The 17,866-nt window shown below is 71.7% G+C and carries 16 protein-coding genes; 5 read left to right on the forward strand and 11 right to left on the reverse strand.

Going from position 1 to position 17,866, the window contains the following annotated elements:
• Nucleotides 1-84: 84 nt before the first annotated feature.
• Genes KIK09_RS47400 through KIK09_RS47410 form a run of 3 tightly spaced genes read left to right on the forward strand, consistent with a single transcriptional unit; the run spans nt 85 to nt 2,095 of the window.
• Nucleotides 85-555, forward strand: a complete 471-nt coding sequence (locus tag KIK09_RS47400) for a YceI family protein (protein ID WP_214326148.1) — start codon at nt 85-87, stop codon at nt 553-555.
• On the forward strand, nt 540-1,364 hold the full coding sequence (locus KIK09_RS47405; RefSeq protein ID WP_214326149.1) for an ABC transporter ATP-binding protein: 825 nt from the start codon (nt 540-542) through the stop codon (nt 1,362-1,364). The genes KIK09_RS47400 and KIK09_RS47405 overlap by 16 nt, the downstream gene beginning before the upstream one ends.
• The gene (locus KIK09_RS47410) at nt 1,361-2,095 is read left to right on the forward strand and encodes an ABC transporter permease (protein WP_214326150.1); all 735 of its coding nucleotides are present in this window, start codon (nt 1,361-1,363) and stop codon (nt 2,093-2,095) included. The genes KIK09_RS47405 and KIK09_RS47410 overlap by 4 nt, the downstream gene beginning before the upstream one ends.
• Here KIK09_RS47410 and KIK09_RS47415 read toward each other — a convergent pair.
• A complete protein-coding gene (locus KIK09_RS47415) occupies nt 2,058-3,572 on the reverse strand; it encodes a purine-cytosine permease family protein (protein ID WP_214326151.1) in 1,515 nt (504 codons plus the stop codon). The genes KIK09_RS47410 and KIK09_RS47415 overlap by 38 nt on opposite strands.
• A complete protein-coding gene (gene speB, locus KIK09_RS47420) occupies nt 3,569-4,489 on the reverse strand; it encodes an agmatinase (protein WP_214326152.1) in 921 nt (306 codons plus the stop codon). The genes KIK09_RS47415 and speB overlap by 4 nt, the downstream gene beginning before the upstream one ends.
• Before the next feature lie 70 nt (nt 4,490-4,559).
• Here speB and KIK09_RS47425 point away from each other — a divergent pair, with 70 nt between their 5' ends.
• On the forward strand, nt 4,560-6,008 hold the full coding sequence (locus KIK09_RS47425; RefSeq protein ID WP_308164727.1) for a PucR family transcriptional regulator: 1,449 nt from the start codon (nt 4,560-4,562) through the stop codon (nt 6,006-6,008).
• On the opposite strand, the gene KIK09_RS47430 is transcribed toward KIK09_RS47425, so the two are convergent.
• The gene (locus KIK09_RS47430; protein WP_214326154.1) at nt 6,005-6,964 is read right to left on the reverse strand and encodes an NADP-dependent oxidoreductase; all 960 of its coding nucleotides are present in this window, start codon (nt 6,962-6,964) and stop codon (nt 6,005-6,007) included. The two genes, KIK09_RS47425 and KIK09_RS47430, sit on opposite strands and share 4 nt — an antisense overlap.
• 67 nt (nt 6,965-7,031) lie before the next feature.
• Here KIK09_RS47430 and KIK09_RS47435 point away from each other — a divergent pair, with 67 nt between their 5' ends.
• Entirely contained in the window at nt 7,032-7,640 is a 609-nt protein-coding gene (locus KIK09_RS47435) for a TetR/AcrR family transcriptional regulator (RefSeq protein ID WP_214326155.1), read from the forward strand.
• Between the two features lie 7 nt (nt 7,641-7,647).
• Here KIK09_RS47435 and KIK09_RS60380 read toward each other — a convergent pair whose 3' ends face one another.
• From KIK09_RS60380 to KIK09_RS47475, 8 genes are read right to left on the reverse strand one after another with little or no spacing between them, the layout of a single operon-like run.
• Complete coding sequence (locus KIK09_RS60380; RefSeq protein ID WP_214326156.1) at nt 7,648-10,323, reverse strand: glycoside hydrolase family 38 N-terminal domain-containing protein; 2,676 nt, start codon at nt 10,321-10,323, stop codon at nt 7,648-7,650.
• Nucleotides 10,320-11,393: a Gfo/Idh/MocA family protein gene (locus tag KIK09_RS47445; RefSeq protein WP_214326157.1), complete on the reverse strand. Its 1,074-nt coding sequence runs from the start codon at nt 11,391-11,393 to the stop codon at nt 10,320-10,322. Before KIK09_RS47445 ends, KIK09_RS60380 begins: the two co-directional genes overlap by 4 nt.
• Complete coding sequence (locus KIK09_RS47450) at nt 11,390-12,298, reverse strand: TIM barrel protein (RefSeq protein WP_214326158.1); 909 nt, start codon at nt 12,296-12,298, stop codon at nt 11,390-11,392. The genes KIK09_RS47445 and KIK09_RS47450 overlap by 4 nt, the downstream gene beginning before the upstream one ends.
• Nucleotides 12,295-13,470 (reverse strand): CehA/McbA family metallohydrolase, encoded by a 1,176-nt coding sequence (locus tag KIK09_RS47455; protein WP_308164728.1) that lies wholly within the window; start codon nt 13,468-13,470, stop codon nt 12,295-12,297. The genes KIK09_RS47450 and KIK09_RS47455 overlap by 4 nt, the downstream gene beginning before the upstream one ends.
• Nucleotides 13,467-14,531 carry an ABC transporter ATP-binding protein gene (locus tag KIK09_RS47460; protein WP_214326159.1) on the reverse strand — a complete coding sequence of 355 codons (1,065 nt, stop codon included), beginning with the start codon at nt 14,529-14,531 and terminating at the stop codon, nt 13,467-13,469. Before KIK09_RS47460 ends, KIK09_RS47455 begins: the two co-directional genes overlap by 4 nt.
• Complete coding sequence (locus KIK09_RS47465; RefSeq protein ID WP_214326160.1) at nt 14,531-15,394, reverse strand: carbohydrate ABC transporter permease; 864 nt, start codon at nt 15,392-15,394, stop codon at nt 14,531-14,533. Before KIK09_RS47465 ends, KIK09_RS47460 begins: the two co-directional genes overlap by 1 nt.
• Nucleotides 15,391-16,308, reverse strand: a complete 918-nt coding sequence (locus KIK09_RS47470) for a carbohydrate ABC transporter permease (RefSeq protein WP_214326161.1) — start codon at nt 16,306-16,308, stop codon at nt 15,391-15,393. Before KIK09_RS47470 ends, KIK09_RS47465 begins: the two co-directional genes overlap by 4 nt.
• The gene (locus tag KIK09_RS47475) at nt 16,283-17,662 is read right to left on the reverse strand and encodes an extracellular solute-binding protein (RefSeq protein WP_214326162.1); all 1,380 of its coding nucleotides are present in this window, start codon (nt 17,660-17,662) and stop codon (nt 16,283-16,285) included. The genes KIK09_RS47470 and KIK09_RS47475 overlap by 26 nt, the downstream gene beginning before the upstream one ends.
• Nucleotides 17,663-17,866: the final 204 nt, after the last annotated feature.

Genomic DNA, 17,866 nt, shown 5'->3' on the forward strand with positions numbered 1-17,866 from the left:
GGGCGAGGTACCTACGAAAGTCGCATCCCAGTCCCTACTGCCTGCCCTGCCGGAGGCAGGGTGCCGGGCCGTGCAATGGACGGCATGACACCTCAACTGGGCCGTTACAAGATCGATTCAGGGTCGATCACGTTCGGAACCCGCCACTTGTTCGGGCTCGCCCCTGTGCGGGGCACGTTCGCCATCCGGTCGGGGACCGTGGACGTCGCCGAGCCGATCGCCGATTCGCGCGTCGAGGTGGAGATCGACGCCGGGAGCTGCCACACCGGCAACGACCGGCGCGACGACAGCGTGCGCTCTGCCCGCCTGCTCGACACCGACCGCTTCCCCGTCATGACCTTCCGCGCGAACGGCTCGCTGGAGGGGACGCTGACCGTGCGGGACGTCACCTGGCCGGTGGCGCTGACCGTCGAGCGGACGGAGGTGGGGCCCGGCTCGTTCACCGTCGTGGCCACCACGCGCGTCGACAGGACCGAGTTCGGCGTGACCGCCTACCGCGGCCTGGCAGCGCGCCACCTCGACGTCCGGGTGGAGGTCACGTGCCTGCGCTCGTAGTGGAAGGGCTGGCCAAACGGTACGGCGCGGTGCGGGCCGTACGGGAGGTGAGCTTCAGCGTCGAGCACGGGGAGATCTTCGCGCTGCTCGGCCCGAACGGCGCGGGCAAGACCACCACACTGGAGATCATCGAGGGCTTCCGCGTCAAGGACGCCGGGGTCGTCGAGGTACTCGGCATGGACCCGCGCGACCCGGCGCTGCGCGCCAGGATCGGGCTGGTGCTGCAGGACATCGCGGTCGAGCCGTACCTGACCGTGCGCGAGACCATCGCGCGCAACGCCGGCTACTACCCGGCGCCGCGCGACGTGGACGAGGTCATCGACCTGGTCGACCTGCGCGCGCAGGCGCGGCGCAAGGTCAAGGCGCTGTCCGGCGGCCAGAAGCGCCGCCTCGACCTGGCGCTCGGCGTGATCGGCGACCCCAGCCTGCTCTTCCTGGACGAGCCGACCACCGGCTTCGACCCGAACGCCCGCCGCGGCGCCTGGGAGCTGATCAGGAACCTGCGCGACTCGGGCACCACGATCGTGCTCACCACGCACTACATGGAGGAGGCGCAGGAGCTGGCCGACCGGGTGGCGGTGATGTCCGGCGGCCGGATCGTCGCCAGCGGCACCCCGGCCACGCTGGGCGGGCGCGACTCGGCCAAGACCCGCATCCGCTACACGAGCCCCGAGGGCCCCGTCGTCCTCGAGACCACCGACCCCACCGGCACGCTCAGGGAGCTGATCTGGAGCGGCGTCGTGCTGGACGGGCTGACCGTGGACCGGCCCAGCCTGGAGGACGTCTACCTGGAGCTGACGCGATCATGAGACTCATCTGGCACCAGATCCGCTACGAGCAGCTGTCGTTCTGGCGCAACCCGCAGAGCGCGTTCTTCACGTTCGTCTTCCCCGTCGTGGTCATCACGATCTTCGGCGCGCTGTTCGGCGGCGTCGAGGCGGGCGACTACTTCTACGGCATGTCGGCGCTGCAGTACTACGTGCCCACGATCGCCGCGGTGTCGGTGCTCGGCTCCTGCTTCAGCCAGCTGGCGATCGTGCTGGCCGCCAGGCGCCAGGACGGCATACTCAAGCGCGTCCGCGCCACCCCGCTGCCCGCCCGCGTCTACTTCGTCGGCCTGCTGGCCCACTGCGTGCTGGTCAGCATCGTCGACGTGCTGCTCATCTCGCTGGTCGGCAGGCTGTACGGCGTGCCGTTCCCCGACCCGGCGCGGCTGCCGGGCCTGGTGGCCACGCTCGTGCTCGGCGCGGCCGCGTTCTGCGCGCTCGGCGTGGCCGTGGCCTCCCTGATCCGCAACGCCGAGGCCGCGCCCGCGGTCGTGCAGCTCGTGCAGTTCCCGCTGGTGTTCATCGCGGGCACCTACCTGCCGATCCACTCCGACGCGCTGAACGCGGTCTCGGACATGCTGCCGGTGCGGCCGTTCAACCAGGCCCTGCTCACCGGGCCCAGCTGGCACAGCCTCACCGTGCTCGCCGTCTGGGGCCTGGCGGGGGCGCTGGTGGCTATCCGCCGGTTCCGATGGGATCCGCGGCCGGAATGATCGGCGGGACGGGGGTGTCGGCCGCGCGCACCAGGCGCGGCCCCGCCGGGCCGTACACCTCGCGAGGCTCGGGGAAGACGGCCAGCAGCGCCAGGTAGAGCACGGCGGCCAGCGCCAGGCCGAGCGGCAGCGAGATGTCCACCCCGCCTGCCAGGTCGCCGAGCGGGCCGACGAACTGGCCGGGCAGGTTGACGAACATCAGCGCCACCGCCGCCGAGACCAGCCAGGCCGACAGCCCGCGCCAGTTCCACCCGTGGGTGAACCAGTAGCGGCCGCCGCGCTGGCGCCGGTTGAACACCTGCAGCGCCTCCGGGTCGTACCAGCCGCGCCGGGTGACGTAGCCGAGCATCATGATGACCATCCACGGCGCCGTGCAGGTGATGATGAGCGTGGCGAAGGTGGAGATGCTCTGCGTCAGATTGGCGGCGAAACGGCCGACGAAGATGAACACGATCGACAGCACGCCGATGAACACGGTCGCCTGCACCCGGGAGAAGCGCGGGAACACGCTGGAGAAGTCCAGCCCGGTCCCGTAGAGCGCGGTCGTGCCCGTGGACATGCCGCCGATCAGCGCGATCAGGCAGACCGGCACGAAGTACCAGGTCGGCGAGATGGCCAGCAGCCCGCCCACGTAGTTGGGCGCGGCGGGATCGACGTACTTGGCCGCCTGGGTGGCGATGATCGAGGCCGTGGTCAGGCCGAACAGGAACGGCAGGATCGTGGCGATCTGCGACAGGAACGCGGCGCCCATGATCCGGCTGCGCGGCGTGTTCGCCGGGATGTAGCGGGACCAGTCACCCAGGAACGCCCCGAACGACACCGGGTTGGACAGCACGATCAGCGCGGCCCCGATGAACGACGGCCAGAACAGCGGGTCACCGGCCGCCAGCGTGCCCGGGTAGGACGGGTCGAAGTCCCCGGCGAAGGCCAGGGCCCCCAGCACGAACAGCAGCGACGCCGCCGCCACCGCGATCTTGTTGACGAACAGCATGAACCGGAACCCGTAGACGCACACGATCAGCACGAGCCCGGCGAACAGCGCGTAGGCCGCGCCGTACGCCAGGTCCGACTCGGGCAGCCCGGCCAGCCGGTGCGCCCCGCCGACCAGCGCGTCGCCGGAGGACCAGACCGAGATCGAGAAGAACGCGATGGCGGTCAGCAGCGACAGGAACGAGCCCACGACCCGCCCGTGCACGCCCAGGTGGGCGGAGGAGGAGACCGCGTTGTTGGTGCCGTTCAGCGGCCCGAACAGCGACAGCGGCGCCAGGATCAGCGCGCCCACGACCAGCCCGAGCAACGTGGCGCCCACGCCCTGCCAGAACGACAGGCCGAACAGGATGGGGAAGGCGCCGAGCACGCAGGTGGCGAACGTGTTCGCCCCGCCGAAGGCCAGGCGGAACAGGTCGAACGGCGTGGCGTCGCGGTCGGCGTCGGGGATGCGGTCGACGCCGTGGACCTCTACCTCGGTGATGCTCATAGGGTCATCAAGCTCACCAGGTCGTAGGCCACGTGGGAGGCGGCCACGGAGGTGATCTCTGCGTGGTCGTAGGCGGGCGCGACCTCCACCACGTCCGCGCCGACGAGGCGGCAGCCGGCCAGGCCGCGCAGGATCTCCAGCAGTTCCCTGGAGGTGAGCCCGCCCGCCTCGGGGGTGCCGGTGCCGGGCGCGTGGGCGGGGTCGAGCACGTCGATGTCGACCGAGACGTACAGCGGCCGGTCGCCGATGCGCTGCCGGAGCCGGTCGATCACCTCGTCCAGGCCCTGGCGCAGGACGTCGGCGGCGGTCAGGATCCCGAAGCCCATGCGCCGGTCGTCCTCGAGGTCCTTCTTGCCGTACAGCGGGCCGCGGATGCCGACGTGGCTGAGCGCCTCGGTGTCGACGATGCCCTCGTCGACCGCCCGCCGGAACGGCGTGCCGTGCGTGTACTCGGCGCCGAAGTAGGTGTCCCAGGTGTCCAGGTGGGCGTCGAAGTGGAGCAGCGCCACCGGCCCGTGCTCGCGCGCGACCGAGCGCAGCAGCGGCAGCGCGATCGTGTGGTCGCCGCCGATGGTGACCAGCCGGGCGTCGAGCCCGTCGGCCGCCGCCTCGATCGTCTCGATGGCCTCGTGGATGTCGAACGGGTTGACGGCGATGTCGCCGGCGTCCACGACCTGCGCCTGCTCGAACGGCGAGACATCCAGGCCCGGGTGGTAGGGCCGCAGCAGCCGCGACGCCTCGCGCACCGCGGCGGGACCGAAGCGGGCGCCAGGCCGGTAGGAGACGCCGCTGTCGAAGGGCACTCCCACGACCGCGACGTCCGCCCGCTCGACCTCGTCCAGCCTGGGCAGGCGGGCGAAGGTGGCGAGACCGGCGAAGCGCGGGACCTGGCTGGAGTCGACGGGACCTCTGTTCATGGGTGCCAGTGTTCGTCACGCCCCTGAGCTGCGACAATTGTCTCAGTCACGGAGAGGGACGGTGTGTTTTGTGGCCGACCACAAACTGACCGTGGAGGATCTGCTCCGCTCACCCGCCCTGCAGCTGCGCCTGCTGGCCGGTGAGGCCGGGCTGGGCAGGTCGGTGTCGTGGGCGCACGTCAGCGAGCTGGACGACCCCACGCCCTGGCTGCTCGGCGCCGAGGTGATCATGACCACGGGCATCGGCGTGCCGCGCCCGGCCGCCCGCCAGCGCGCCTACCTGGAACGGCTCGACGACGCCGGCGTCTCCGCGCTCGCCCTGTCGGCCCAGCTGCACGTGCCGCCCCTGCACCGGGCCTTCCTCGACGCCGCCGAGGAGCGCGGCATGCCGGTGCTCGAGGTGCCGCTGGCCGTGCCGTTCATCGCGGTCGCGCAGGAGGTGGCCGCCTCCGTCCACGGCGACCACCGGCTCAGCGCGCAGCTGCAGGTCTTCGGCGCGCTGCGCTGGCTGGCCGCCGAGGACCTCGACACCGCCACGCTGTTCAAACGGCTGGAGCGGCTGTCGGGTTACGACGTCTTCCTCTGCACGCCGTACGGCAGGCCGCTGCTGCCCGGGGTGCCGGTGCCGGCGCTGGACGTGCTGCCGTCGGAGCCGGACGCGCCGCCCACGATCCCCGGGGGATTCGTGCTGCCGGTGCCCGCGCCCGGCGGCCCCGCGGGATTCGTGGTGGCCTTCGAACGGGAGGGCGCCCGCCCGGCCGGGCTGGCCGTGGTCCAGCACATCGCCACGGTGGCGGCGCTGCAGGTGGCCATGGCCAGGCACGAGCGCGAGACGCTGCGCCGCGAGGGCGCAGAGACGCTGGCGGAGCTGCTGCAGGACCTGCTCGACCCGCCGGCCGCGCGGCGCCGCCTGGCCAGGATGGGCATCCCGCTGGAGGCCGACGTGATGCTGCTGGTGGTCCGCGGCGCGCCCGACGACACGCTGCGCCGGGCCCTGGACGGCCGCCCCCACCTCGTGCTGCGCCGCGGCGACGACCACGTCCTGCTCGGCCCGCCCGCCCTCGGTACGGCCGCCGCCGCGCTGGAGGGCGTGCACGTCGGGATGAGCAGGCCGTTCCCGCCGGGCGAGTCGATGCGGGTGGCCCAGCGGGAGGCGATGTGGGCCGCCGCCCGGGCCGTCGAGGCGGGCCGCACCCTGGTCGGCTACGGCGAGGACCCCACGGGCAGGTGGCTGCCCGACGACGCCTCCACGCTGTCGGCCCTGGTCGACAACGTGCTCGGCGCGGTGCTCGGCTACGACGCGGCGCACGACTCGCACCTGGTGGCCTCGGTCCGCACCTGGATGGAGCGCGACCGCCGCACCGAGGAGGCGGCGGCCGCCCTGCACGTCCACCCGAACACGCTGGCCTATCGGCTGCGTCGCTTCTCCACCCTGACCGGCAGGGACCTCACCTCGACGACGGCCTTCGCCGAGGTGTGGCTGGCCCTGCGCGCGGCCGACCAGCTCGGCATGCTCTAGACGGTCACCACGAGCTTGCCCCTGACGTGTGTGCCGGCCAGATCCGCGTACGCCCTGACCGCCTCCTGTAGCGGGTACTGCCTGGCGGGCACGAGCGGCAGGCGGGTGGCGAGATCGGCCAGGTCCCCGGGGCGCGCGGCGGTGAAGACGGTCTCGATGACGGCGGGATCCGGCTGGGGGTAGGCGATGTTCAGCACCTGGCCGCCCGGGCGGACGACCCGGGCGGCCTCGGTCAGCCGGTCTCCGGGCATCGCCAGGTTGACCAGCGCCGCCACGCCCCCGGGATGGCGCCGCAGCGTCTCCGCCACGGTGTCCACGTCGCGGTAGCCGATCACCTCGGCCGCGCCCAGGTCCCGCACGAACTCCTCGTCCTCCGGGCGGGCGGTCCCGATGACGTGCGTCTTCGCGGCGGCCATCAGCGGCACCGCCGCCGTGCCGACCCCTCCGGCGGCGCCGATGACCAGGACCGGGTCTCCGGGCTCGGCCTTCAGCGCGCGCAGCAGCGGCAGCGCGGTCAGGCCTGCCATGGGGATCGCCGCGGCCGCCACCGGGTCCAGGTGGGCGGGGCGGGGCGCGATGGCGGGGGCGTCGGCGTCGAAGACGGCGTACTCGGCCATGGTGCCGGTCGTCAGCGAGGGCGGTGTGCAGACGATCTCCGCCATGGCCGCCGTCGGCCTGGGCAGGCCCAGGCCGAACACCTTGTCGCCGGGAGCGAAGCGGGTCACGCCGGGGCCGGTGACGGTGACCGTACCGGCGAAGTCGCTGCCTGGGACGTGCGGGAAGGTCAGCGGCGCGGACCCGCGCAGTACGCCGCTGAGCAGGCGCAGGTCAGCAGGGTTGAGCGCGGCGGCGGCGATGCGGACCTGGATCTGGCCGGGGCCGGGCTCGGGGATCGGGATCTCTTCGAGTGCCAGGACGTCGGGCTCGCCGTACTGCCTGGCGACGAGCGCATGCATGAAACGGACCATGCGGTCAGGTTAGCATTTAACATGACCGCATGGTCCGGTTAGTTAGGATGAGGACATGATCAGGGCCGACGCCGCGCGCAACAGGAGGCTGCTGCTGGATGCCGCAGCGGCGGAGTTCGCCGAGAACGGGATGGACGTGTCGATCGCGCGGATCGCGGCGCGGGCCGGAGTGGGCAAGGGCACCGTGTTCCGACATTTCGACAGCAAGGAGCAACTGGTCACCGCCATCTTCTGCGACCAGCTCGACGGGCTGGCGGCCACCGGGACGGGCCTGCTGGAGGCGGAGGATCCCGGGGCGGCGCTGCTGGCGTTCATGACGGCGGGCGTCGAGCTGACGGCGGCCGACAGGTCGTTCTGCCAGGTGACGGCGGAGATGTCGCGGAGCGATCCGGCCGTCAGGGCCGCGAGCGACCGCCTGGCCGGTGTGGCGGAGTCTCTCGCCGACCGGGCCAGGCGGGCGGGCGTCGTCCGGCCCGACGTGACCGGTCACGACATCGTGCTCCTGCTCGGTGCCGCCGCGCAGGCCGCCCTGCCGGTGGGCGACGCCGTGCCCGGGCTCTGGCGCCGCTACCTCGCGATGATCTTCGACGGCCTCCGCGCCGAGGCCGCGCATCCCCTCCCCGTCCCACCTCCCACCAGCAGGGACTTCGCTCCCCAACCCTGATGGCGGGTCAGGACAGCTGGACGGTGGCGATCTCCCAGGCGCGCATGGGCAGGGTGAGACGGCCGTCGGCGACCTGCAGCGGCTCGCCGGGACGGCCGCGGAGGTCGGCGCGGCGGGCCTGGGTGAAGTCGCCCTCGACGACCGCCTGGGTGTCGCCGAGCGCCAGCATCCGCAGCTCCTTGCTGCCGTCGCGGCGGCGCAGCGAGGTCATGACGACCCCGTCCCCGCTCACCGACAGGCCCGCGGCGGGCTGGGGCAGCGGGAGCGAGGCGTCGCCCGTGCCCGGCACGACCACCAGCTCGTGCCTGAACACCTCGGCCGCCGCCGCCACCTTCTTCCATGGCGTGACCGACGGCCAGCGGCCCTCGGTCGCGTCGACGTAGGGCATGATCGCCATCGACACCGAGCGCGGCCCGCGCGACTGCGCCGCCGGGGTGGGCAGCTGCGGCCCCGCGGGCTCCGGGCGCAGCGGGTTGCGGTTGCGCGAGAGGTAGCCGACCGAGCGCAGCAGCGTCAGCGCCAGCTCGTCACCGGTCAGCTCGTACTCGGTGACGTGCTCGAGCAGCACCGCCACTCCCCCGGCCGCCACCCAGGAGGCGGCTGGGAAGGTGGGCAGCGGCGTCTCGCCGCAGCCGCCCTCCGCGGTGAGCCCGCGCTCCACGACCGCGAACTGCCCCTCGGCGAACGACGAGGTCGCCGGTTCCGGCAGCGGGACGTGCAGCCTGACCCGGTGGTCGTCCGAGCGGTTGTCGAACTCCACGTGCAGCCGCACGAACGGCTCGTCGGCCCGCAGCTCGACCCGCATCTCCACGCCGACGCGCTCGGCGCCCTTGCGGCGCACGCCGGGCAGGAACTCGGCGCCCTCGTCCTTGGTCGTCGCCGGCCAGTGGTAGACCCGCCGGACGAGCAGCTCGGCCACCAGCGGCCCCGACGACAGCGGTTCCACGTCGACCGTGGCCGGGTACTCGACGAACAGATCCGACTCGGGCGGCGCGAAGTTGTAGGTGTCGCCCACGTCGCCGCTCTCGACGATCCTTCCCGCGCCCTTGACGGTCACCCCGTCGGCGCTGGTGACCGTGAGCGTGCCGTCCTCCTCGACGGTGACCTTCACCAGCCCGTTGTCGAGCACGTTCTCCTTGCGGCGCGCGAAGGCGCCGGCGGGGCGCGGCAGGTCGGCCTGGGTGGGGCGGACGGCGGCGTGGCCGAGCGGCGGCACCTCGACGAGCGCGGCCACGGTGCGCCTGAGCTGGGCCTCGATGCGGACCCGCGTCAGCCCGGCGATGTGCTTGCGCACCTCCTCGACGTCGAAGGCGGCCTGCGATTCTGGCGCGACGGTGAACACCAGCGTGTCGCCGTCGATGCCCCAGCCGGTGATCTGCTGGCCGTACAGCTCGGTGCCGTGGACGAAGGTCAGGGCGGTGGCCGGGTCCATCCGCTCGTCGAGGAGCAGCGTCGGGTGCTGGATCAGCGGCTGGCTGTGCACGCCGAGGCCGGCCGCGTCCTCGAGCTGGTCGTACCCGGGCACGTCGATCAGGACGACGCCGCGGCGGGTGGCGGGCGTCGGGTTGACGACCAGCGTGCTGCCGGTCGGCACGGTCCTGGCCAGTTCGGCGGTGACCATGTCGCGGACGGCCTGCCCCAGGTGCTCCGCCTCGGCGATGCGGGCGGCCACCTGCTGTGCCGTCTCGTCCACCCCGCAGCCGGTGATCGAGTCGTGGCCGCTGGCGTCGACCAGGCGCCACCACGCCATGTCCAGGAAGCGGCCGGGCCAGTCCTTGCCCCAGAGCGTGGCCAGCGGCTCGGCGTACCGCTCGACCATCCGCTCCGCGCGGCCCATGGCCTGCTTGAGGTGCGGCCTGATGGAGATCACGCCGGGCAGGATGTTGGCCCTGGCGTGCGAGCGCAGCTCGCCGGCGACCTCGGGCAGCGCGCCGTAGTCCTCGATGGCGAGGATGTAGCCGGACAGCGTGTCCATGCGGGCGCCGAGCTCGGACACCATCGCGGGCAGCCCGGCCACCGGCGCCGAGTGGTCGGTGCCGTACATGGCCAGCAGCGGCCCGACCGGGCCGTGCCACTCGCGCATCGTGGCGGTGAACCGCCTGGCCCGCTTGCCCAGCTGCTCGGGCGCCTCGAACAGGTGCGCCCCGTTGCCGTATCCCCCGGCAGGCAGGTACTGCGTGCGCACCGCCGTGCCGTCGGGGGCGACCCAGGCGAAGGCGTCGGTGACCACCGACGACGGCACCCCGCGGTAGACACAGGCGTGCTCGAGCCCGGCCAGCCGCAGGATCTGCGGCATCTGGGCAGTGTGACCGAACATGTCCGGCAGGTAGCCGACCGGCATGGCGCCGCCGAGCTCGTCCGCCCCGGCCATGCCCAGCTCCAGGTTGCGGATGATCGTCTCACCCGAGCAGAGGAACTCGTCGAGCAGGATCTGCCATGGCCCGACGGCCAGCCGTCCGGACTCGACGAGCTTGGCGATGCGGCCGCGGTTCTCCGGCCGGACCTCCAGGTAGTCGTCGACGCAGGCCAGCTGCCCGTCGAGGGTGAAGTGGTAGTCCTGATCGCGCTCCATCCGCTCGAGCACCTCGTCGAGCAGCGCCACCAGCCTCAGCCTGAACCGCTGGAACGGCTCGTACCACTCCCGGTCCCAGTGCGTGTGCGGGACGACGACAATGTCGCTCACGGAGCTGCTTCTCCTGCGATAGGAAGGTCGTTGAGTACGGCGTAGCGGGCGGCGATGCGCTGCGCGGTGACGATGTCCTCCAGCCCGCCGTCCTTGCCGGTGAGCGGCGGCTTGCCCTCGTTCACGAAGGCGTGGAAGGCCACCAGCTGCGTCTCGAACGCCTCGGTGACGTCCCTGACCTCGGTACGGCTCTCGCCACCCGACACGATCGTGAGCGTGGTCGGCGCGTTGAGCAGGTACGGCGAGGGGAAGACGAGCTCCAGCGAGCCCTTGTCGTGGTGGATGGCCACGGTCTCCCGGTAGGCCGGGTAGTCCTCCAGGTAGTGCCAGCGGATCGAGAAGCGCCCGCTGATCGTCAGCGCGCCCGAGATCTCGATCGAGCCGGGCCCAGGCCCCCACGTGGCGACGTGCCCGATGTCCGCGGGAGACCCGGTGAAGCGGCGCAGCAGCGACAGGTCATGGCAGATCGACCCGAGGCTGACGCCGTACAGCGCGCGGACCGCGGGCGGCGCGGAAGCACCGAGCGCCTGGGAGACCAGCGCGTCCTCGGCGGCCCGCAGCGGCGCCACGTCCACGTCGCGGGCCTGGGCGAGGTTGGCGAAGGCCAGCTGCGACTCGCCGCTCGGGTGCAGCACGGTCACCTCGACCGTCCTGATCGCCCCCGGCCCGCCGAGCGCGGCCAGCTCCTGCTCCGCCCTGAGCACCGCGGGGTCGTACTGCTTCATGTAGCCGACCATCAGCCGCCCCTCGGGCAGCGCGGCCACTTCCGCCCTGGTCAGCGCGAGCGGCTTCTCGCACAGCACGGCGTAGCCGGCCGCGAGGGCCTGCCGTACGGCCTCGCCGTGGGAGCCGGAGGCCAGCATGACCACCGCGTCGAAGCCGCCGTCGGCGAGCATGTCGCCCAGCGACAGGTAGCGGCGGGCGACGCCGAGCCGGTCGCCGACGACGTCGGCCAGCGTGCGCGACAGGTCGCAGACGGCCGTCACCTCGAACAGGTCGCGGCGGCGCGACAGCAGGGGGACGTAGACGGCCTGTGTGACAGCGCCGCATCCGACCAGCGCCAGTTTCATAGCCCGCACTCCCTCAGCATCTCGCGGTTGGCGGCCTGATCGGCGATGTTCTGCTGAACAGTCCGGCGGCCCGGCAGGGTGTCCTGCTCGATGATGACCCAGCCCTGGTAGCCGATCTCGTCGAGCGCACGCACCACGCCGGGCAGGTCGAGCTCGCCCTGGCCGAGCGGGGCGAAGCCGCCGCGGCCCATCAGCTCGCGCAGGTCGACGCCGTCGGCGAGGGCTTGGGCCAGGATGGCGCGGTCGCCGTCCTTGATGTGGACGTGGCCCACGCGGCCGGCCCAGTCGCGGATGGCGGTCACCGGGTCGCCGCCGGCCAGCAGCAGGTGGCCGGTGTCCAGGCAGAGCTGCACGTCGGTCAGCTCGAGCAGCCGCTCCACGTCCTGCGGCGTCTCCACGTAGGTGCCCAGGTGGTGGTGGAAGACGGGCTCGAGGCCGCGCTCGCGGCAGCGGTCGGTCGCCTGCTGTACCCGCCGGGCGTAGGCGGGCCACTCCTGCGCGGTGAGGCCGGGCGTGCTGCCGCCGGGCCTGGCGAAGCGCGCGGGCGAGCCGGAGCAGGCCAGCGTCGGCCTGGGCGCGAAGTGCTCGGGCACCTCGCCCTCCCAGTAGCCGGTGGCCGCGGCGAACACGTCGAGCGCGGCCTCCAGCCCGGGCAGCCCGTCGGCGAAAGCCTGCGCGTCGCTGTAGCGCAGGTCGACCCAGCCGCCGGCCAGCGGCAGTTCGGCGCGCTTGAGCCGGTCGACCAGCTCGGAGCCGGTGCCCAGATAGCCGATCGGGCCCGAGTCGATGCCCTCGTAACCGGCCGCGCTCAGCGCGTCGACCATCTCGTCGGCCGTCAGTGGCGGCGGCGCGTCGCTGAGCTCGAACACACCGAAGCTGACCGGGGCGTTGGCAACTTTCCTCATGCGCATATCGCCATCACTTCGTTCTCGTAGGTTTCCAATCGGTGCGTTCCCGCCTCGGCGGGCACCCGGGCGCGGTCGCCGCGGATCACCTGGCGGGCGCCGCCGGGTCGGACCAGGACCAGGCCGTCGGCGTCCAGCGCGAGCAGCTCGTCGCCCAGCCTGACCAGCAGCGGGTCTCCTGGACCCGCCGAGATCGCGGTACGGCCGGCGGCCACCGCCTCGAAGGCGAGGCTGGGGTCCTCGGCCAGCACCCAGGTGGTGGGCGAGCCGGGCGGGCCGTCGTCGCCGTGGCGGTGGAAGTCGCTGGCGCCGATCGGGATCACGTCGTCGCGCCAGGCCTGCGCCCAGGCCAGCGGGGCGCCCCAGCGGCGGTCCCACCAGCCGGAGTGCCACACCTCGGCGATCCGGGGCCGCTCGGTCAGCGGTTGCAGCCAGGCGCAGTCGCCGCCCAGCGGGTGGTTGATCGAGATCAGCCCGCCCTCCCGCGCGGCGTGCCGTACCCAGGAGTCGGCGGGCTCGCGGAAGTCGACCCAGCCGACGTCGCCGAAGACGTTGGCGTGGCCGCGGTCGGTGGTGACCTCCTGGCCGGGCAGCAGCGTGATGCCCCGGTCGATCTTGGCGAGCCAGGGGTGGTGACTGACCGTGTTGTGGTCGGTGACGGCGAGGAAGTCCAGGCCGCGGGACTTGGCCAGCTCGGCCAGTTCCTCGATGGTCAGCGACCCGTCGCTGTGCACGGTGTGGGAGTGAAAGTCCCCCGCGTACCACCGCATGCCGTCGATTTCCGGAATTTCACGACGTGGCGGGCGCTCGCCGACCGGCGGCTCGGCGGCGACCGGCCGTTCGGGGACGTCGAAGGAGATGTCGAGCGTGTAGTCGAGCCCCTCGGGCGGGATCCTGTGCAGCCGCAGCCAGACCTGCCAGCCGCCCGGCTCGATGTCTCCCGGCAGGTAGCCGGGCGTGGCCCAGCCGGCGGTGATCGTGTACTCGTCGCGCGCGCCGCCCGACCAGCCGCGGAACCCGCCGGGCGAGCCGCACCCCAGGTCGAGCACCCCGCGCGAGCGGTCGTACCCCAGCCTGACGGTCACCGCCCCGGCCCCCGCGGGCACCTCGAACGGCACCTCCCGCAGGCCCAGCTCCAGCCGGTCCTCCAGCGACCAATGACCCCTGATCACACCAGCTCTCCGTCTCGGTACACCAGCGCCCTGTCGGCCCTCGGTACGGCATGCCCCTCCGCGCCCACCTCGGGCTCGTCGCCCTCGGGGACCGTGGTCTGGACCGCGACGCCGTTGACCTCCAGCGTCACCAGGTGGGAGGCGCCCAGGTTCTCCACGATGGCGACCTTCCCGCCCAGCGAGCCGTCGACCGGCTCGGCGGAGTAGGCGTTGTACTCGGGCCGCACGCCGTACACGATCTTCTCCCCGTCGGTGAGCAGGCCGCGCGCGGAGACCGGAACGGGCACCTTGCACCCGGCCACCTCCAGCGTGTCACCCCGGACCACCGCGTCGAGCAGGTTCATCGGTGTCGAGCCGATGAATCCCGCGACGAAGGTGTTGGCGGGCCGCTGGAACACCTCGGCCGGGGTGCCGATCTGCCGGATGTGCCCGGACTCCATGACCGCCATCCTGTCGGCCATCGCCAGCGCCTCGGCCTGGTCGTGGGTGACGAAGACGGTGGTGACGCCCAGCTCGCGCTGCAGCTTCTTCAGGAACGTGCGCGCCTCCAGGCGGAGCCGGGCGTCCAGGTTGGACAGCGGCTCGTCGAACAGGAACGCCTGCGCCTGGGTGGCCATCACGCGGGCGAGCGCGACGCGCTGCTGCTGGCCGCCCGACAGTTGCCCGGGCCGGCGGTCCATCAGCTGCTCCAGGCCGAGCCTGGCACCGACCTCGCGCGCCTTGCCGTGCCGCGCGGCCTTGGCCATCTTCTTGATCCGCAGCGGGTAGGCGATGTTGTCCGTGACGTCCATGTGCGGGAACAGCGCGTAGTCCTGGAAGACCATGGCGATGTCGCGGGCGCCCGGCTGGAGGCCGGTGACGTCGCGGTCACCGATGACCACCGAGCCGCCGGTCGCGGTCTCCAGCCCGGCGATCGTGCGAAGCAGCGTGGTCTTGCCGCACCCGGACGGGCCGAGCAGGGCGAAGAACTCGGCGTCGGGGATGGCCAGGTCGAGCGCGTCGAGCGCGGTCACGCCCCCCGGGTAGACCTTGGTCAGGCCTCGCAGTTCGATTGCGGCCATCAGCGCTTGATCCCTCCGTGGAAGCGGAAGCCGTACTTCTTGCTGACGAACAGGTACATCAGGACCACGGGGATCGAGTAGAGCAGCCCGAACACCGACAGCAGCTTGAGGTTGGCCTGCCCGCCCTCGGTGTAGAGGGTGTACATGATCACCGCGGCGGGCTGCTTCTCCACGTCGCTCAGCAGCAGGTACGGCATGAGGAAGTTGCCCCACACGTTGGCGATGGCCCAGACCGCGATCGTGGCCAGGCCGGGCCGTACCAGCGGTACGACCACGTGCCGGACGATCTGCAGCGGCGAGGCGCCGAAGACCCTGGCGGACTCCTCGTAGGACTTGGGCGTGGAGTCCATGAAGTCCTTGAGCATGAAGATCGCCGCGGGCAGCAGGCCGCCGGTCAGGATGAGGATCAGCCCGAACTGCGAGTCGATCAGGTTGAGCTCCACGGCCAGCTGGAACAGCGGCACCATGGCCGCGGTGCCGGTGATGATCGAGGAGAGCAGCAGCAGCGCGTAGAGCAGCGCGTCACGCCCGGGAAGCCGGACCCTGCTGAGCGCGTAGGCGGCCAGCGCCGCGAAGATCACCACGAGCAGGGCGGTGCCGACCGCCAGCACGAGCGAGTTCAGCAGCGAGGGCAGCGCGTAGGGGTGCTCGAAGATCGCGGTGAAGTTGTCCAGCGTGAAGTGATGGGGCTGGGAGGTCGAGTCGGCGGTGTCTGGCGTGAAGCCGGGCACAGCGACCTGGTAGGTCGGGTCGGAGGTGAACGGGGCGGTGATCAGCCACAGCAGCGGGATCGTGAAGAAGGCCAGCAGCACGGCGATCAGCGTGTAGAACCCGATCCTCCCGACGACAAAGCGCGGGGTCATTTCTTGCTCCGCAACAGCCGTAGGTAGAACACCGCCACCACGAGGTTGATCAGCAGGATGACGGTCGAGATCGCGGCGCCCACGCCCAGTTCGCCGCCCAGCAGCGCGACCTTGTACACGTGGACGGCCAGCACCTCGGACTTACCGTCCGGGCCTCCGGCGGTGAGCATGAACGGGGTGAAGTCGTTGAACGTCCACAGGCTGATCAGCAGCAGGTTGGTCAGGATGTGCCCGCGGATGTGCGGGAAGACCACGTCCCGCAGCTGCTGCCAGCCTGAGGCCCCGGCCAGGCGGGCGCTCTCCAGGTGGGAGGGCGGCACGTTCCCCAGGGCCGCGCCGTACAGCATCATCGAGAAGGCGGTGCCGCGCCAGGTGTTGAAGACGACGATCGACAGCATCGGGTGGTCCAGCAGCCAGCCGAAGCCGGGGGTGTGCAGCAGCAGGTTGAGCGTGCCGCCGTCGCGGTCGAGCAGCGCCACCCACAGGAACGACACGACCGCGCTCGGCAGGATCCAGGCCAGGATGACCAGGCCCTCGACGATCCGCTTGAGCGGTCCCGTCCTGTCGCGCAGCAGCCAGGCGATCGTGAAGCCGAGCACGACCTGGCCGATGACGGCCGAGCCGAGCACGAACTGGACGGTCAGCCAGGTCGAGCTCCAGAAGGAGCCGTCGGCCAGGGCGTTGCCGAAGTTGTCGAGGCCGACCAGCTGGGGGTGCCTGGCCGCCAGGCCGGTGAGGCGGTAGTTGGTCAGCCCCAGGTAGATGACCCAGAGGGCGGGGAAGACCAGGAAGATCGCGATGAGGACCAGCGCGGGCGCGACGAACGCGCCCGCGCGTAGCCGGCCGAGACCCGCCGCGTCGGAACTGTAGCGTCCCTTCGCGGGTGCCTCAGGAGGCGATGTTGCCAGCGCCACCGACTAGTCCTTCGAGCTTCTGCTGGTAGTCGGCCGCCGCCTGGTCGGGCGTCTTGCCGCCGACGACCTCGGCCGTGGCCTCCTGGAGCGCCGCCGACACCTGCGGGTAGACCGCGACCGGCGGCCGGTAGGCCGTCAGGGGCAGCACCTTGTCCGAGATGAAGGACAGCAGCGGCTCGCCGGAGAGGATCTCCTTGTTGACGTCCGTGCGCGGGGTGATGCGCACGTTGCCGTTCTTGGTCTCCTCCTTCAGCGCGTCAGGGGAGAGCGTGAAGGCCGCCAGCTCGAAGGCCTCCTGCGGGTGCTTGCTGTTGGGGTTGACCGCGCGCAGCGCGCCGCCCGACATGCTGACGAAGTCCTGGCCGCGCAGGCCCTTGCCGGGCTCGATGGCCGGGATGAGGGCGTAGCCGACGGTCTGGTCGCGGTCGGCCATCTTGGCGACGCCGTCCTTGGGGTTGATGACGCCCCGCCAGAAGTAGTCGCCCTCCATCAGGATGCCGATCTTGCCCTCGGCGAACTCGGCGAAGGACTTGTCGCGGCCCTTGGCCTCCTGCTGGAGCTTGGGGTCGCCGAGGCCGCTGCCGCCGTAGATCTTCTGGTAGAGGCCGAGCGCGTCCTTGAGCGGCTGGGACGCGCCGGTCCACTTGCCGTCCTTCTGCACCTCGCCGCCCGCGCCCGCGAGCAGCGGCAGCACGCCCTGCATCGAGGTGGCCTCGCCCATGGCGGTGCCCGCGTTGATCTGGATCGGCGTCGGGATGCCCGCGGTCTTCAGCTTGGCGCCCGCGTCCAGGATCTCCTGCCAGCTCTTGGGCTGCCAGTCGGCCGGGAGCCCGGCCTTCTGGAAGAGCGTCTTGTTGAAGTACAGGAGGCGGCCGTCGGTGCCGATGGGCAGGGCGTACTTCTTGCCGTTGAAGGTGGCCAGGCCCTGGACCGACTCGGGGATCTGCTGCCAGCCGTCCCACTTGTCCGCGGCGGCGCCGACCAGGTCCGACAGCGGCTTGATGTAGCCCGCCTCGGCGAACTCGCCGGCCCAGATGCCGTCGATGTCGATCACGTCGGCGCCCTTGCCGGACTTGAGGTCCAGGGAGAGCTTGGTCTTGTACTGCTCGTCGTCGACACCGCTGGGGACGAACTTGACCTTGACGTCCTTCCCCTTGGCCTTCTCGGCCGCTTCGAACTTGGGGATCACCCAGTTGGCCACGAAGTCCGCCGCCGCGGCGTTCTTGCCGCCCGCGATCGCGTTCTGCGCGATCGTGAGCTCTATCGTGTCACCGCTGCCGCCCGAGGAGCCGCCACATCCGGCGGCCGCCAGAGCGGCTACGCCGAGGACGGCGACCGTGTTTCGCAATCCCATTCATAGCCTCCGACACGTCCTTGAGGGGGAGGAAGCCCGTGGGCCAATATGTCATGACATTCATATGACGTAAAGACCGGGCCATATTTCAGGAGCATGTCCATACGTCCCAGGCGCCGCACCCGCCCGTTTCGCTACAAACAGTCACATAGGGGACATGAGTATGTCATGACAATGTGTCATAGTGTGGTGGAAGCTCCGTCC

The sequence above is a fragment of the Nonomuraea sediminis genome (genome assembly GCF_018531495.1).
GTDB classification, from domain to species: domain Bacteria; phylum Actinomycetota; class Actinomycetes; order Streptosporangiales; family Streptosporangiaceae; genus Nonomuraea; species Nonomuraea sediminis.

Excerpts from the sequence above, each read along its gene's own strand:
- KIK09_RS47450 (WP_214326158.1), bottom strand. The coding sequence starts at position 12,298 with ATGAGGAAAGTTGCCAACGCCCCGGTCAGCTTCGGTGTGTTCGAGCTC.
- KIK09_RS47445 (WP_214326157.1), bottom strand. The coding sequence starts at position 11,393 with ATGAAACTGGCGCTGGTCGGATGCGGCGCTGTCACACAGGCCGTCTAC.
- KIK09_RS47460 (WP_214326159.1), bottom strand. The coding sequence starts at position 14,531 with ATGGCCGCAATCGAACTGCGAGGCCTGACCAAGGTCTACCCGGGGGGC.
- KIK09_RS47435 (WP_214326155.1), top strand. The coding sequence starts at position 7,032 with ATGATCAGGGCCGACGCCGCGCGCAACAGGAGGCTGCTGCTGGATGCC.
- KIK09_RS47400 (WP_214326148.1), top strand. The coding sequence starts at position 85 with ATGACACCTCAACTGGGCCGTTACAAGATCGATTCAGGGTCGATCACG.
- speB (WP_214326152.1), bottom strand. The coding sequence starts at position 4,489 with ATGAACAGAGGTCCCGTCGACTCCAGCCAGGTCCCGCGCTTCGCCGGT.
- KIK09_RS47475 (WP_214326162.1), bottom strand. The coding sequence starts at position 17,662 with ATGGGATTGCGAAACACGGTCGCCGTCCTCGGCGTAGCCGCTCTGGCG.
- KIK09_RS47430 (WP_214326154.1), bottom strand. The coding sequence starts at position 6,964 with ATGCATGCGCTCGTCGCCAGGCAGTACGGCGAGCCCGACGTCCTGGCA.
- KIK09_RS47410 (WP_214326150.1), top strand. The coding sequence starts at position 1,361 with ATGAGACTCATCTGGCACCAGATCCGCTACGAGCAGCTGTCGTTCTGG.
- KIK09_RS47415 (WP_214326151.1), bottom strand. The coding sequence starts at position 3,572 with ATGAGCATCACCGAGGTAGAGGTCCACGGCGTCGACCGCATCCCCGAC.
- KIK09_RS47465 (WP_214326160.1), bottom strand. The coding sequence starts at position 15,394 with ATGACCCCGCGCTTTGTCGTCGGGAGGATCGGGTTCTACACGCTGATC.